14 protein-coding genes and 1 pseudogene are annotated in these 14,702 nt (G+C 63.1%); 2 read left to right on the forward strand and 13 right to left on the reverse strand.

The genetic code is table 11. The annotated features are described in order from the left end of the window. The 3 genes from ACESY8_RS05705 to ACESY8_RS05715 form a co-directional block, all read right to left on the reverse strand. A partial coding sequence (locus ACESY8_RS05705) for a DUF4367 domain-containing protein (RefSeq protein ID WP_498794661.1) occupies positions 1-795 on the reverse strand: 795 nt, incomplete at its 3' end. Positions 796-853: 58 nt separating this feature from the next. Further along, a complete protein-coding gene (locus ACESY8_RS05710) occupies positions 854-1,363 on the reverse strand; it encodes an RNA polymerase sigma factor (RefSeq protein ID WP_024724467.1) in 510 nt (169 codons plus the stop codon). 71 nt (positions 1,364-1,434) lie between these two features. After that, positions 1,435-1,683: a helix-turn-helix domain-containing protein gene (locus ACESY8_RS05715; protein ID WP_007492336.1), complete on the reverse strand. Its 249-nt coding sequence runs from the start codon at positions 1,681-1,683 to the stop codon at positions 1,435-1,437. A gap of 473 nt (positions 1,684-2,156) precedes the next feature. Here ACESY8_RS05715 and ACESY8_RS05720 point away from each other — a divergent pair, with 473 nt between their 5' ends. After that, the gene (locus tag ACESY8_RS05720) at positions 2,157-2,411 is read left to right on the forward strand and encodes a sporulation initiation factor Spo0A C-terminal domain-containing protein (RefSeq protein WP_243427569.1); all 255 of its coding nucleotides are present in this window, start codon (positions 2,157-2,159) and stop codon (positions 2,409-2,411) included. Positions 2,412-2,569: 158 nt separating this feature from the next. Here ACESY8_RS05720 and sigK read toward each other — a convergent pair. After that, positions 2,570-3,211: pseudogene (gene sigK / locus ACESY8_RS05725) on the reverse strand (RNA polymerase sporulation sigma factor SigK); the annotation flags it as partial. Positions 3,212-3,471: 260 nt separating this feature from the next. On the opposite strand from sigK, the gene ACESY8_RS05730 reads away from it, so the two are divergent. Then, positions 3,472-5,262 (forward strand): Na/Pi cotransporter family protein, encoded by a 1,791-nt coding sequence (locus tag ACESY8_RS05730; RefSeq protein WP_039997283.1) that lies wholly within the window; start codon positions 3,472-3,474, stop codon positions 5,260-5,262. A gap of 179 nt (positions 5,263-5,441) precedes the next feature. Here the strand turns inward: ACESY8_RS05730 and ACESY8_RS05735 are convergent, their stop codons facing one another. The 9 genes from ACESY8_RS05735 to ACESY8_RS05775 all read right to left on the reverse strand — a co-directional run bounded on the left by ACESY8_RS05735 (position 5,442) and on the right by ACESY8_RS05775 (position 14,681). Continuing rightward, positions 5,442-6,551 carry a linear amide C-N hydrolase gene (locus tag ACESY8_RS05735; protein ID WP_009260903.1) on the reverse strand — a complete coding sequence of 370 codons (1,110 nt, stop codon included), beginning with the start codon at positions 6,549-6,551 and terminating at the stop codon, positions 5,442-5,444. A gap of 47 nt (positions 6,552-6,598) precedes the next feature. After that, positions 6,599-6,997 (reverse strand): hypothetical protein, encoded by a 399-nt coding sequence (locus ACESY8_RS05740; RefSeq protein WP_238047565.1) that lies wholly within the window; start codon positions 6,995-6,997, stop codon positions 6,599-6,601. Between the two features lie 317 nt (positions 6,998-7,314). Continuing rightward, positions 7,315-9,489, reverse strand: a complete 2,175-nt coding sequence (locus ACESY8_RS05745; protein WP_434307951.1) for a M1 aminopeptidase family protein — start codon at positions 9,487-9,489, stop codon at positions 7,315-7,317. Beyond that, on the reverse strand, positions 9,486-10,346 hold the full coding sequence (locus ACESY8_RS05750) for an ATP-binding cassette domain-containing protein (RefSeq protein WP_021630072.1): 861 nt from the start codon (positions 10,344-10,346) through the stop codon (positions 9,486-9,488). The genes ACESY8_RS05745 and ACESY8_RS05750 overlap by 4 nt, the downstream gene beginning before the upstream one ends. Before the next feature lie 70 nt (positions 10,347-10,416). Continuing rightward, positions 10,417-11,904, reverse strand: coding sequence for a sensor histidine kinase (locus ACESY8_RS05755; RefSeq protein ID WP_434307950.1), 1,488 nt, complete (start codon positions 11,902-11,904; stop codon positions 10,417-10,419). Further along, the gene (locus ACESY8_RS05760) at positions 11,882-12,553 is read right to left on the reverse strand and encodes a response regulator transcription factor (protein ID WP_054338377.1); all 672 of its coding nucleotides are present in this window, start codon (positions 12,551-12,553) and stop codon (positions 11,882-11,884) included. Before ACESY8_RS05760 ends, ACESY8_RS05755 begins: the two co-directional genes overlap by 23 nt. A 218-nt stretch (positions 12,554-12,771) precedes the next feature. Further along, on the reverse strand, positions 12,772-13,062 hold the full coding sequence (locus ACESY8_RS05765) for a hypothetical protein (RefSeq protein ID WP_054338378.1): 291 nt from the start codon (positions 13,060-13,062) through the stop codon (positions 12,772-12,774). A 15-nt stretch (positions 13,063-13,077) separates the two neighbouring features. Then, positions 13,078-14,178, reverse strand: a complete 1,101-nt coding sequence (locus ACESY8_RS05770; RefSeq protein WP_054338379.1) for a hypothetical protein — start codon at positions 14,176-14,178, stop codon at positions 13,078-13,080. Beyond that, a complete protein-coding gene (locus ACESY8_RS05775; protein ID WP_044939524.1) occupies positions 14,175-14,681 on the reverse strand; it encodes a sigma-70 family RNA polymerase sigma factor in 507 nt (168 codons plus the stop codon). The genes ACESY8_RS05770 and ACESY8_RS05775 overlap by 4 nt, the downstream gene beginning before the upstream one ends. Positions 14,682-14,702: the final 21 nt, after the last annotated feature.

Here is a 14,702-nt window from a genome sequence, read left to right on the forward strand (position 1 = left end):
TTTTCCCAAGTTATCAAATATATAATGTTTTATCCCCCCTATAAAATATTCTTCTACAGAGTAATCGTTTTTTTCATAAGATGTAAACGAATCACTATATCTATTATAAAAAATTGAAATCATTCTCTCCCCATTTAAATAATATGCGCGTATCTCAATTCTTTCAGGTTCTTGAAGTTTATTTACCATAATGCCATCTAAAATAAACCCCTCTGGTATCCAACTTGGTACAATATTAGCTGTTATTCCATACTCCTTTAATGCTTCCTCAAGATTTTCATATTCGCAGCTTTCAGGAAGTGTATATTCATTTTTAAATGTATTAGCATTATCCTTCATCAAAAATATGTCGTCCGACCAGGAACTAATCATCTGAAACACATTCTCGAAACCAAGCGCAGGGGGCAATGCGATACACACCACCACAGCCGCTACTATGACAACGCGTCGAAAAAAGTGGCGTTTTGGCCTTCTTTGGGGCCGGTACTCTGTCTGAGAGGGGGCTGGTTCTGATGGGGCTGTTCCGGGGTTCTCTGCGGGGTAGAGGGACAGGTCCTCCCCCTCCGGGGTATTATAGTACTGCTGAAACTCCTCCCATGCCTGCTCGGGGTCGGGGAGAAGCCCTGTCGGATGTCTCTCTTCTCTCTCTAAGACCACCTCCACAATTGCGTCTATATAAGCTTTGTCCTCGGGCGTTTCTGCGGGCGCCGGCGCAGCGGCCAGCAGCTCCATCAGCTTTTGGGTGCTCAGGCGGCTTAGATAGGCGTAGTTCTGATTTTTGCTCGGGCTTGCCATTCGATTGCGCCCCCTTCAATAATTTATATGTAGACAGCATCCTGTTTTTGGACAGGTCTCAAAAAAATCGCTCCGGGTGCTCCTCTATGGCGCGGCGGAGCTTTTTCTGCGTCCGCTCCACGCGCTTGTAACAGGCCCATAGGGAAATGCCAGCCGCCTTCGCCGCATCCACATAGGTCCAACCATCCAGGGTCACTCTTCGGAACAGGGTAAAATCCTCCTCGGAGACGACATCCAGACACAACTGCACCAATTCGCGGTCGCTGTCGTCCCATTCTGACGGTTCGCTCTCCGGCAGAAGCACTTCCAGCGGAAGAAAGGTCCGTTTCTGGCGGGCCTGCTCCCGCAGCATGTTCTTCGCCACCAGCCCCGCCGTTTTCCGCAGCCATCCGGCGGGATTTGGGCTGCTCATCATCTCCTCCGGCTTTTGGCACGCAATCCGCGCCGCTTCCTGAATGGCAACCTGTGCCGAGGGCATGTCCTTTAATATGGGGTAGAGCTCGAGGAGCATCCGCTTAAAATTCGCGTGGTAGAGTTCCTCCAGGAATTTCCCCTGTTCCTCATTCATGTATCATTCCCCCCTCGCCTGTTCTCTCTCTTTATTTTATCACAGGTGCTCCGGCTTTTCTTCCCTGCATTTTACCGGCTGTCTGGCAGGCCCTGAAAAAACTCCTCATAAGAAACGCCGTAAATCTGCTTCAAAGCGATCAGGACGCTGACCCGGATACTGTAGCGGCCCAGTTCCATCTGGGAGATGATTTCCCGGCTGACAGGGAGGCCCATGACCTGGAGCTTTACCGCGACCTGCTCCTGGGACAGTCCGGCCTGCTTGCGCAGGCGATGCAGGTTTTTGCCAATTGAGATATCCTGCTTAATTTTCTCTGACATGAAGACCTCCTTAAAATCAAGCCTGGAACCTATGGATTCCGTTTGATTTTACCTTGGTATTTGCGCCAGATACGGAATGTATTCATTCCAAACGGCTGTCAAAGAAAAAAAGTATCCTATTCCGTGGATATTGTCGACTTCCTTGGAAATTAACCCCACAAAAAAGCAGATTCCTCTCCCATCTTTCAATCATTTGTCCAATTTTCCTCTTTTGCGTACATATAGTTTTTGGAAAGCCTATCGGAGGTCAAGCAGCGGATGCGCTCCATCCACCAGAGGGTCGCTTGCGGCTCGGTCCACACCAGTCATGGACGCTCCCTTACATCTACTTTTTGAAAAAAGGAGTCTGTCCTATGACAAATTTCACCCTGTCACCTACTTTTGACGCGGCAAATGCCTCTCAAAAGGCAGAGCTGCTCCTGCGCCGGCTGGGCGTGCGCAGAAACCTGGTCGGATTTGACTACACCGTATACATGTCTGTGCAGGTGGCGGCCAATCCCAGCTCCCTCCAGTTGATCACCAAGCGTCTCTACCGGGAAACCGCCAAGCAGTTCCATACCACCTCAATCGCGGTGGAGCGCGCTGTCCGCACCGTAATCGGGGACTGCTGGAAACTTGAGGACCACAGCCTTCTGAATACCCTGGCCGGACGGCACCTGACCCGCAGTCCCTCCAACAGCGTATTCATTGACCTGGTGGCCGGATACCTCCGGTATCCGCTGAGCTGACTGTACCACTGGTGTTGATGTCGGCCGCACGTCCGGCACTCCGGGCCTCCCTCCGAGAAGCTGGCTTTTCCCGCTCTGACACCGCAGTGAGGGTGGCGTCTCCGTCCGGGCCGTCCCGGCCCCCGGAGACATCCCCCTCCGCGCTTGCAATAGCCGCGGCGCGATACATAGGAGCGGGAGATGCCGCACTGGGCCGCGATCTCCCGCTGGGTCAGGGGCGGGCGGGCATTCAGGCCATACCGGAGGGTGATGATCATGGCCTCCCGCTCGTCCAGGCATCGCTTGACGCACCGGCGCACCTTGGCGCAGGAGTCACGGGCATCCAGCTCCTCCAGCATATTGTCGTCCACGCTGATGGTGTCCATCAGCGACAGGGAGTTGCCGTCCCCATCCCCGTCAATGGAATCCGACAGGGAGACCTCCCCCTGCAGCTTCCGCTGGGCGCGGAAGTGCATCAGGATCTCGTTTTCGATACAGCGGGAGGCATAGGTGGCCAAGCGCACGTTCTTGTCCGGCTTGAAGGTACTGATCCCCTTGATCAGTCCGATGGTGCCGATGGAGATCAGATCGTCCTGATCCCCGTTGGGTGTATAGTACTTTTTCATGATGTGCGCCACCAGGCGCAGGTTGTGCTCGATGAGGATGTTCCGGGCCTCCAGATCACCCTGCGCCATCCGCTCCAGGTACATCCGCTCCTCCTCCGCTTTCAGCGGACGGGGGAAGGAGCCGCTTCCCCCGCCGGAGAGGCGCAGGGTGAAGAACAGGCTGTTGAGCATCAGCAAAATCCACGCAGTGAACATTTGTCACACCTCCATAGTTCCACTCTATTCCGCCCGCGTCTGTCCCTATGTCAACGATCCTGTTCCATGCGGGCTTCCCCTGCGGAACGTGAACGAAATTGACGGTTTTTCCCCCATTGCTTTTAGTGAAACTGCTAAATTTTTAAAAATCGCTCCCTCTATATTTACGAACCGCTGCCAGAAGGCTATAATTTATCGTGGTCGGAAATGAGCAAAATTTTTCGAAAATTTGACCGCGGAGTCAGATTTGGGGGAGCATTTTGGATATTGCGAATATAGTCGCCATGTTTGGCGCCATCGCCACGTTCCTGTTTGGTATGTCCACCATGACGGACGGCCTGGAGAAGCTCTCCAGCGGCCGGCTGGAGCATATCCTGGAGCGTCTTACCAGCAACGTATTCAAGGGGGTCCTTCTGGGGGCCGTCGTCACCGGGCTGATCCAGAGCTCCGCCGCCACCACCGTCATGTGCGTCGGTTTCGTCAACGCGGGCATCATGAAGCTGGAGCAGACGGTGGGCATCATCATGGGCGCCAATATCGGCACCACCGTCACCGCGCAGTTGCTGCGCCTGGGTGATATCGACGCGGACAACATCGTGATGATGTTCCTGCAGCCCTCCTTCCTGGGGCCCATTCTGGCGGTTGTGGGCATCATCTTCTACATGTTCATCAAGGGCGGGCACAAGCGCATTGTGGGCCAGATCGTGCTGGGCCTGGGCCTGCTGTTCATCGGCATGAACACCATGTCCTCCGCCGTGGAGCCGCTGAAGAATCTTCCGGAGTTCCAGTCGGTGTTTACCGCCTTCTCCAATCCCCTTCTGGGCGTAGCCGTGGGAGCGGCGGTCACCGCCCTGCTCCAGAGCTCCTCCGCCTCTATGGGCATACTCCAGGCCATCAGCACCACCGGCGTGGTTTCCTTCAACATCGCCATGCCGCTGATTATGGGCCAGAACATCGGCACCTGCATCACCGCGCTCATCTCGTCGGTGGGCGCTTCCAAAAATGCCAAGCGGACCGCCATGATTCACCTCTTTTTCAACATCATCGGCTCGGTCTTTTTTCTGGTGGTTCTGTACGCGGGCAACGCCCTGTTTCGCTTTCCGTTCTGGGAAAACACCATGGACATGGGCTCTATCGCCAACCTCCACCTGGCGTTCAACATCGCCTGTACTGCCCTGCTTCTTCCCTTCCACCGCCAGCTCGTCAAGCTGGTCAAGGCGGTGGTGCCCGGCGACGCGGAGGAGCGGGAGCTGTCCGTGCTGGACGACCGTTTCCTGTCCTCCCCCTCCCTGGCGCTGGAGCGGGCCCACGATGCGGTGGTGCAGATGAGCGAGTTCGCCCGGGACAACTACCGGCTGGCTGTGGAGCTCATCTGGAAATTTGACGCCAAGAAGCTGGAGCGGCTCAACGAAACCGAGGTGGCGCTGGACAAGCTGGAGGGTCTGCTGGACAACTATCTGGTCAAGCTCACCGACCGGGCGCTGACCGCCGAGGAGAGCACCCGGGTGTCCGAGCTGCTGCACACCCTGTCCGACTTTGAGCGCATCGGCGATTACGCTGTCAACGTCTCGGAGAGCGCGGTCGTCCTCCACGACCGGAACATTACCTTCTCCCCCCAGGCCCGGGCCGAGCTTGAGAGGCTCACCGCGGCGGTGGGAGAGACGCTGGACAAGACGGTAGCCTGCTACCAGAGCCGCCAGCGCACCCTGGCTGTCCAGGTGGAGCCGCTGGAGGAGGTTGTAGATCTGATCGCCGCCACCCTGAAAAACCGCCATGTGGAGCGCCTTAAGGCCGGTGAGTGCACCATCGAGCTGGGCACCCAGTTCCTGGAGCTGCTGATCAATCTGGAGCGCATGTCCGACCACTGTTCCAACGTGGCTCTGCACATCCTGCGCCAGACCTCCTCGCCCGACGACAAGGTGCGCATCGACTCCCACGCCTATATGCACGAGCTACATCACGGCGGTTTCAACCAGGAGTTTGACGACCTCTTTCAGGAGTACCGGACAAAATACTTCCAGCCCATTGCCGGGGACCCGGAGCGCGTTTGATAAAAAAGTACCCCCTGCCGCATGCGGCAGGGGGTACTTTTTGCTATTCATAAGCATAGCAAAGTTGGCCATGCGCCGCTTACCGCGGCACGGCCATGCGATTACGGGACGGCCCGCATGCGCAAACACTTCATGCACCTGAGCTTTTGCATTTTTTCGTGGTGCGCCCTGTTGGAGTGTTATACGCCTTCACCGGTCACGTCGCAGAACTCCGGCTCCTCCCCCAGCGCGAACTGGAGGGGGCGGTCTCCCTTCAGCAGGCGTGAGAGCTCCACATAGCGCACCCGGCTGTTCCGGTAAGTGAGCCAGTAGAAGCGCATGGACTCGGCGCAGAGAACGGAGGAATACACCGTGTAGTCATAGGGCACCACGCCCCGGTCGTGGGGGGTGATCTCCCCCGGCCCGGTGAGCTCCACCGCACCCAAAGGAAAGGCGGCGCTGTGGAGCAGGCGGAACAGAAGGGACACCCCCTCCGCTTCGTCCCCGCCCTTGACCGCGTGCTCCCGGAGGAAGGCCAGCCGCACGAAGCGGGAGGGGGACGACCAGTCCCCGGGCAGGCCGGCCGCCCCGCTGCCGGAAAAGCAGGGCTCCAGCCGTTCCCCGCCCCAGGCCAGCTCTCCGTAATCCAGGGGCCGGAGCTGGGGATAGTTCAACAGATTGGTACGGTGCCACGGGTAGCCGGGGCTGTTGGTCATCACCCCAACCGTGTTCCGGTAGATGTGCAGCCCGTCCCGGTCGGACTCCACCACGATGCTCTCCCCGGTGCGGTCGGAAAACATCCAGTGGATGGGCGGCACGGTCCCCAGCATGGGGATGGCCACCAGCGACACCCGCTCCTCCAGTGCGCGGGCCACCTCCTCCACCGAGGCGCAGGTGGCCAGGCACCAGGTCACCAGGAAGGGCGGCTGGAGGGGCAGGGTGCCGGGCCGCGCCTCCGGGGCAAAGTGGGCAAACGTGCGGTAGTAGAGCTGGCCGCCCATCAGTCCCTTCTCGTTGAGGCCCTCATACAGGGCCGGGGTGGAACGCAGCACCAGGGAGCCGATGCCCACCGCAGCGTAGGCCGCCGTACAGCGGGTGGACGGCTCCAGATTGCCCTCCAGCTCGGTACCGCAGGCGTAGAACACCTGTCCCCGTGGTACAAAGGTCACCTTGCTGTCCGCCGCAATGCGGTTGAAATCGAAGTTACGCCCCCACAGGTGCCCGCCGTCCGCCGTCTCCCACGCCACCGCGCTGCACCCGGCGGACAGGTCGCCCAACAGCGCCCGCGCCCGGCTCTCGTTAGAATCCATCTGTTACGCCTCCTTCTGGAACCTATGTGCTTATGGTATACGGTCTGTCACTGATTATACACCTTTTTCCCCTTTCCCGCCACCAGCAAAAGGAGCACCCCGGCAGCCAGAAGCAGCCCTTGGACGGCCCAGGCCGCCGCCGGGAGGGAGAAAGCCGGGTCCAGCATCCCCAGAGTCAGGGGATAGGACGTGCACAGGCCGCCGTTCCACAGCCCCAGGGCCTCCGGCAGAGGCAGGGCCGCCAGGGCAAAGGGGAGGAGCATCCACACATAGAGCAGCCAGGGCCGCAGGCGGCCCAGCAGCCAGCCGCTGCCCAGGGCGAACACCAGAGGGGGCGCCAGGATCACCAGGGCGGGCAGGGCCAGGGAGCCCCAGTCCGTCCAGCCGAACAGGCGGGCATAGAGCAGGGCGGCCAGGGCCAGCGCCGCCAGGCAGAGCAGAGCCACCCCCACCAGGGCGGCAGCGCAGCGGGCCAGGGCGTACCGCCGGGGGTCGGCGGGGGTGGGGGGGGGGGGTGAGCACCGCCGCCCGCCGCTCCCGGGCCGACGTGAAAAAGGTGAGGAAAAACAGGGCCCCCACCCACACAAGGGGCAGCAGCCGCCCCAGGTAGGCCCCGAAGCTCCAGGGCGAAAAAGGGGCCGTATGGGCCACGCCGGGGAGGGCTACGGCGTAGAACACCTGTCCGGCATAGAACAGCAGCACCGCCAGCAGGCCGATGAAAAACTTGTTGCACAGCAGCCGCCGGCACTCGCAGCGAAATATCTTAATCAAGGGTCAAGTCCTCCTCCGTCAGCCCGCAGGCGTCCAAAAATTCCTGGTAGGTCAGATAGGGGTACATGGGATCCAGCTCCCGGTTGAAGAGGCCGTGCAGGATCTCATCCATGGCCGCCTCGCCCCCCACCAGCTCCTCCGCTTTCAAAATCTTCAGCGGCATCTCGCTGTACCGGCGCATGCCGGACAGGGAGTTGGAGATGGCCAGCCGCTCCGCCTCGGGCAGGGCCTCCAGGTACTCCGGGTGGCGGACGTAGAAGTTGAGGTAGTAGTCCTCCACCTCCGCACGCCACTGGTTCACATAGTGCTCCCTGGCGTAGTCCTCGCCGTAGAGCTCCTTCGCGATGCGGTAGGTGGTGTAGCACGTCAGGCCCTCCGCCGACCAGGGGTCGGCGGTGTCAAACATGTTGCCCAAGCCCCACCACTGGTGGACCAGCTCGTGGATCATCACCTCGGCGGCCCCGCCGCCCTTGTCTGCGTCGCCCAGGTTGTGGGCGGTGAAGTCGGCCTCGTCCAGCAGGCTGGCCCCGTCCCCGGCGTAGCCGCCGCCGGCCACCCGGCTCTGGATCAGCTTGAGGCGCTCCCCATCCCCGAAGGCAAGAGAACCGTAGTGCCCGGCGCAGTAGTCCATCACCGCCAGGACGGCCTCCGCCGCGCCGGCGGCCTCCATGACGGCCTGGTGCTTGCGGCCGTAGTAGAAGTCGATGGTGAGCCCCCTGGCCTGGATCTCCTCACGAACGTAGTCGCCGGCGTAGAGGATGCCGCCGGCGCTGTTGGTCTCATAGCGCCAGGTTTTGGTGCCGTCCCCATGTTCGGCCACCACCTCCGCCTCGCTGGCGCCGAAGGGGATGGCCATCATGGCGGCGGGCAGGGTGATCTCAATTGTGGCGGGATAGCCGTCTTCGCCTGGCATCACGTTCATCAGGCGGGGAGAGAGGGCCGCGTTCTCCAGACAGAGGTATTCGCCGCTGAGCTCCTTGCTCCCTTGCATGGTGGGCATGCTCTCCTGGGGGAAGCCGCCGTACTCCAGGGTCAGCTCCACCTGCTCCTCGGCCGGGATGGCGACCTCCAGTTTGGCCTCGTTGTACTCCTGGTAATCGCTCACCGAGAAGGGGACCTCCACCCCGTTGGCCCGGACGTTGGAGATGGTGTAGCCGGGGGTGACGCCGAGGGCCACCGTCTGCTCCTGCCCCGTGGTATTCTGGAGCTGGTAGGAGGCCGTACCCTCCACCGTGCCCCGCCTTGTGTCCGGCGTGACCTGGACGGAGCGGCGCAGGCAGGCCACCCCCTCCAGCGGTTCCATCGTCAGGAAGGTCATGGCGCTGAGATCCGGGTTGCTGTGGTCGATGAAGGGCTGAGCGGCACAGCTCCAGCCGCAGCAGAGCAGCAGGGCCGCGGCCAGCAGGGGGCGGTATACCCGCCGGGCCGTGCGGGCCAGAGAGCCCAGGGGGCCCCGGCCGTACCGCCGGATGCACAGGTAGGACAGGGCCCACAGCCCCGCCAGGCCCAGCAGCCAGGTCAGGCGCATGTAGGCGGCGGAGCGGAGGATGCGGAAGTTGGAGAAATCGTCGGACAGGGCCCAGACGCAGGGGTTGAGCCAGCAGAGCTGCCAGTTGTCCCGCCAGATGGTGAGGCTCAGGGCCGCCAGAGCGGCCACCAGCACCAGGGACAGGTCAAAGCGGCGGGTGAACTGCCACGCTGCCCCGGCCAGCAGGATACACAGGGGGAGTGCCAGGCCCATGAGAATGAGGTAGGCCAGCAGATAATCCCCGCCGTCAAAGACGGCGCCCACGGTATGGGCCGTCCAGGGCAGCCAGGTCAGAAGGGTGAGGGCCAGGGTCAGCGCCGCCGTCCCTAGCAGGGCCATCAGCCTTGCCAGGGCAGCGGTCAGGGGAGACACCGCCGCGTCGCAGAGCACCTCCACCCGGCAGCGGGAGGTACGGGCGCAGTCGCAGAGGGTGAGCAGGGCAAAGAACAGCCCGCCCAGCACGCCCCCGGCCAGGGCGGGATTGGCCACATAGAGGGACTGCATCGTGTCGGCCGAGGCGGACCGGTACACCGTCAGCCCCGCCAGGGGGGACAGGACGGTGAGGGCGGCGGCCAGCCAGGTGAGCCGGCCCCGCAGCAGCCGCGCCAGCTCCCGCACCGAGAGAATCCAGACGTTCATGCCTCGCCCTCCCCGGAGATGAGATAGAGGTAGGCGTCCTCCAGGGTGGGCTCGGCGGGCCGGACATAGGGGGGCAGCGTCTCCGCCACCGCCCGGCAGGCCACGCCCCGGGCGGTGTTCACCCGGGCGGTGATGTGCAGGCCGTCCTCCCGGCCCCCCGCCCGCGCCTCAAAGGTGCCCACGTGGCCCTCTGCCGCCCGGATAAGCTCCTCCGGCGTGCCGTCGAAGCGCAGCCGCCCCTGGTGGAGCACCAGCAGGCGGGAGCACACCGACTGCACATCCTCGATGATGTGGGTGGACAGGAGCACCAGCCGGTCCTGGGCCAGCCGGGAAAACAGGTTGCGGAAGTGAATGCGCTCCTCCGGGTCCAGGCCCACCGTGGGCTCGTCAAAGATCAAAAACGCCGGGTCGCCCAGCAGGGCCTGGGCAATGCCCACCCGCTGGCGCTGGCCGCCGGAGAGGGTGCGGATTCTGGCCCGCCGCTTCTCCCCCAGATGGACAGCCTCGATCACCGCCCGAATGCTCTCCCGGCCGCTCCGCAGCCCCTTCAGCGCCCCCATGTAGTCCAGAAACTGCTCCACCGTCAGCTCGTCAAACAGACCGAAGTCCTGGGGCAGATAGCCCAGGCGGGCCTTGTAGGCCCGCTCGCATTTGGTCAGAGGCTCGCCGTCCGCCCGTATGGCGCCGCCGGTGGGCAGCAGGCCCGCCACCAGCAGCTTCATCAGGGTGGATTTGCCCGCGCCGTTGGGGCCCAGCAGGCCGATCAGGCTGGGGCTGTCCAGGGAGGCGCTCACCCCCTGGAGGGCCTTCTTGCCGTTGGGATAGGTCATGTTCAGTTCTTGCAGGGTAATTTGCATGGCTCGGCATCCTTTCTTGTTTGGGTTCGTCCCAAGGATACCGGTCCCCTGTGGAGGAGGAAGGGAGAATTTATGTGTTTTCTGTGGAGAGGCGCGGAAGGAGGGCGGTGAAGCACACCCCGTCGGCGCTGTTCTCGATGCGGCACGTCCCGCCGTGGCGCTCCACGATCATGCGCACCAGATAGAGCCCCAGGCCGCTGCCGCCGGTGGCCCGGCTGCGGGAGGGCTCGGCCCGGTAAAAGGCCTCAAACAGGTGGGGCAGGGCCTCGGCCGGGATGCGGGCCCCGGTGTTTTCCACCGTCAGCACCACCTGAGCCCCCCGGCCCGCCGCAGTCACCCGGATCTCCGCCCCCTCCGGCGAGTAGAGGGCGGCGTTGGAGAGCAGGTTTTCCACCGCACGGCCCAGCAGGGCGCGCTCCCCCTCCACCAGAAGTCCCGGCTCCAGCGCCTCCATCGCGGTCATCCCCCGCTGCTCCAGCAGCTCGGCGTCCTGGGCCAGCTTCTCCGCCGTCAGGGCGGACAGCTCCACCACCTCCCGGCGGGAGGCGCCGTCCGACTCCATGCGGGACACGGCCAGCAGCTCCCCCACCAGCGCCTCCATCCGCCCCGCCACCTGGAGGGAGCGGGCCAGATACTTCTCCCGGTCCCGGTACACCCCCACGCCGTCCAGCATGCCGCTCAGTTGCCCCTTCAGGATGGTGACGGGGGTCTTCAGCTCGTGGGAGGCGGCGGAGAAGAAGGCCAGCCGCTGGCGCTCCAGCTCCCTGGCCCGCTCCATGTCGCCCCGCAGGGCCGCGTTGGCCTCCTCCAGCTCGGCCAGGGCGGCGGAGAGGCGCTCCGCCATCTCATCCAGGCTGCGGCCTAGAGCGCCGATCTCGTCCCGCCGGGTCTCGCCGCACTTCCACTGGAAGTCCAGCTCCGCCATCCGCCCCGCGATGGAGCTGATGCGGACGATGGGCCTGGCCAGATAGCGGGAGTACCCTACCGCGCACAGCAGGGAAAAGGCCAACAGGGCCAAGGCCAGGCAGGGCGCCGCCCGGTTGAGGGCCTCCACCGCCTGGTTGGCCAGGCGCATGGGAGGGACAACCAGCAGTTGATAGGTTTCCGCCCGGTCGGCAAAGGTCACCTCCGCGATCAGGGCGTCGCTGAGGGCCGTGGTCACATAGTGCCCGGCCCGTTCCCTCTGTGCCGGGCCGCCATCGGCGCCATAGGTATAGGTGGACACCGAATCAGACTCCTGCACGGCCGTGGTGACGGACACATAGAGGGAGCCCGTGTCCACACTCTCCCCGTCGGGGCTCGCCAGGGATACCGCCGCTCCGCTCTCCCGGACAAATACATCCAGGATGGGCCCGGCGTCGGCCAGCTTAGTTAGGGCCAGCCGGTCGGTGAGCTCGCTCACCTGCACCTGGAGCCGGTCGCCGACCACGGACACATAGGTGATGGGGGTGGCCCAGGCGATCAGTCCGAAGGTGAGTCCCCCCGCCCCCAGCAGCAGCAGCAGGGTGAGCAGGAAGATACGGGCCGTCAGGCTCTCACGGATGTTCCTTCGGCACACGGTAGCCCACCCCCCTCACAGTCTCAATGTAGTCCACCCCCAGCTTTTTGCGGAGGTTCTTGATGTGGCTGTCCACCACCCGCTCGTCCCCGAAAAAGTCGTAGCCCCACAGCTTGGCCAGCAGAATTTCCCGGGTAAACACCCGCCCGGGGCTGGACAGGAGCTCCCGCAGCAGCTCAAACTCCCGGGCGGTGAGCTGCTCCAGCACCCGGCCGTCCAGGCGCACCTCCACCGCGTCGGGGTCCAGGGTCAGCCCCCGGTAGCGCAGGCAGCGTCCGGGCGCGCCGCCCCCCGCCCGCCGCAGCACCGCCGCCAGCTTCCGCAGCAGGATGGGCATGGAGAAGGGCTTGGTGATGTAGTCGTCGATCTCCAGATCAAAGCCCCGGAGCTGCTCGGCCTCTCCGTCCAGGGCGGTGAGCAGGACAATGGGCACCCGGGACTGGCGGCGGATGAGCTCGCACACCCCGAAGCCGTCCAGCTTGGGCAGCATCACGTCCAGCAGGACCAGGTCGAACGCCTCCTGCTGAAAGCGGCTCACCGCCTCAATGCCGTCCCCCGCCGTTGCCGTCTCATAGCCCGCGTCGCCCAGGTAGGCCTCCAGCAGCTCCTGGATGTCCTGCTCGTCCTCCACAATCAAAATGCGTTTCACTGCGAATCACTCCCGAAACGGATGATAGCACATAATTGTGAATTTTATGTGGAGAAGGTCTCCCGTGCAGCCGCCAGAAAATACCGCCGTCCCCCTTTTCTTTTCAGGGGAATGATACGGCCCCTTCCTGCTTTTCAAGCATAGCGCAGAAAGGCCCTGGTTCCGCACGTAAGCAGATGCCCCCCCGGCAGTCCAGGCTGCCGGGGGGGCCCTCTCCCCTATTGTTTGGAAATACTTACGGCCGTTGGCGTGGAGTCCTCCTTGCCCAGCTCTCCGGTATAGGTGACGGATACGCAGTCTCCCTCCTCCAGTGCGCCTGTGTCCACTCCCGCTCCGAATTCAAAGGCCTGGTACTCCCCCTCGTCCGTCAGGAGCGCCAAAAAGTCGCCGTTCCGGTTCACAACTCCCTCCACCGTGCCGCCCGCAGCGCCCTCCCTGTCCGTGCCGCAGGCCGTCAGTATGGCCAGCAGGAGCAGCACCGATATCAGTCTCAGGTATCTCTGTCTCATGTTCCTCCGCCTTTCTCATTGGAATTTTTCGGGCAGCGTCTGTCCCGCCATAGCATAGCAGGCCGCAATCCGCTCCCAGTCCAGCCCCGCTTCATTCCCGTCCAGAAAGCCCGTCAGGCCCCGGAGCATGGTGTCCTGTACCTCGGCGGACGCGCCGGCCAGGTGTTCCTCCAGGAAAGCAAGGATAGTCTCCACCTCCACAGTAGTTTGAAGAAGATCATTGTACCCGTCCAGCAGAACCGCACTCTGGTAAGCCTCCTCCGTCTCATAGCAGACCGGCACGTTGTTGCCGGTGCGCCGCTCCACGATCAGGCCCGCCGCCCCCCGGTCACCGGCGGCCCGCTCGGCCTTCTCCCGGGTGTCATACTGGCCCAGCTCCACAAAAAGCCGACCTGCGTCGTCCCGCAGCAGGCGCGCCCCCTCCTCCGGCGCGGCCATGGCCCTGAGGGCCTCCGGGCTGTCCGCCGACAGGGTACGCAGTGAGTAGATGGTGTCCAGCCGGTTCTCTGCGGGAGTCAGGCGGATCACAATACTGCCCGGCTCCTGGTACTCCCGGAGCTGCACATCTGCGTCGCTCTCCAGCTCCAGTTGGACCACGGCGGCGCTGTCCACCCACCCCTCGGCGGTGTAAACAGACTTGATGTACTGGCTGGTGTCCTGGGCGCGGGAGAGCTCCGACAGGATCTCCACCCGCTCCGTCCCGGGCAGGGTCAGCGTGACCGTCTTGGGAAAAGAGGCGAATTCGGCGTGGTAGCGCCCGGCGCTGGACTGCTCGTAGCGGAGGGTCAGCCACTCCGTATCGCCCTCCCGCTCCATGGTCAGGGCCGCCCGGCCACCTGCGGCAGTCTGTCCGCCGTCCACGCTGGGCGCATTGACCCGGAACACCTGCACCAGCCTGCCCAGAATCGGCAGCTCCTCCATGGCGGCCGCGAAGGCCGGCGAGGCGTTCACCCCTCCGGCAAACAGGCCCAGCACCAGTGCCAGGCACAGGGCCGACCGGACGGCCCCCCGCCGCACCCGCGCCCGCCGGGCCACCGTGCGCCGCCCACGCTCCAGGCCGGTGTGAATGGCGGTATCCAGCCCCTGCGGCAGGTTTCCTTCGGATGTCTGTATCATATCTGTGTCGTCCTTTCCTTCAATTGATTCATCCCCCGGTAGTAATCGGATTTCACGGTACTCTCCGGCTTGCGGAGCACCTGGGCGATCTCCCGGAAGGTCATATCCTCGTAAAATTTCAGGAGAATGACGGTTCGGCTTCGGTCATCCAGCCGCCCCAGCTCCTCCCTCAGCCAGAGGGAGTCTGCCCACCGCTCCTCACCGTCCTCAGCCGGGAGCGCGTCCCACGCCTCCCGCACAGCCCCCTGCGGCGGCCGCCGGCGGAGGAAGGACAGCGCCGTATTGGTCAGTATTCGGTAAAACCAGGGGTAAAAGCGTTCGGGGTCCCGAAGCCTCCACTTGGCGGTGTACGCCTTGCAGACGGCCTCCTGAACCACCTCCAGGGCGTCGTCCTCATTTCGTGTATACCCAAAGGCCACCCGGTAAAAGGATGCCTTTTTCTGCTCAATCCGTTCCACAAATTCCGAGTCGGAGATGGAAGGATGCGAGAATTGCAGCTGCACGTGTTTTGCTCACTCCTTTCT

This window comes from Clostridium sp. ATCC BAA-442 (assembly GCF_964239415.1).
GTDB lineage: Bacteria > Bacillota > Clostridia > Oscillospirales > Oscillospiraceae > Flavonifractor > Flavonifractor plautii.

Coding starts and splice junctions, on each gene's coding strand:
- ACESY8_RS05770 (WP_054338379.1), bottom strand. CDS start 14,178: ATGATACAGACATCCGAAGGAAACCTGCCGCAGGGGCTGGATACCGCC.
- ACESY8_RS05745 (WP_434307951.1), bottom strand. CDS start 9,489: ATGAACGTCTGGATTCTCTCGGTGCGGGAGCTGGCGCGGCTGCTGCGG.
- ACESY8_RS05765 (WP_054338378.1), bottom strand. CDS start 13,062: ATGAGACAGAGATACCTGAGACTGATATCGGTGCTGCTCCTGCTGGCC.
- ACESY8_RS05735 (WP_009260903.1), bottom strand. CDS start 6,551: ATGGATTCTAACGAGAGCCGGGCGCGGGCGCTGTTGGGCGACCTGTCC.
- ACESY8_RS05720 (WP_243427569.1), top strand. CDS start 2,157: ATGTCTGTGCAGGTGGCGGCCAATCCCAGCTCCCTCCAGTTGATCACC.
- ACESY8_RS05750 (WP_021630072.1), bottom strand. CDS start 10,346: ATGCAAATTACCCTGCAAGAACTGAACATGACCTATCCCAACGGCAAG.
- ACESY8_RS05715 (WP_007492336.1), bottom strand. CDS start 1,683: ATGTCAGAGAAAATTAAGCAGGATATCTCAATTGGCAAAAACCTGCAT.
- ACESY8_RS05710 (WP_024724467.1), bottom strand. CDS start 1,363: ATGAATGAGGAACAGGGGAAATTCCTGGAGGAACTCTACCACGCGAAT.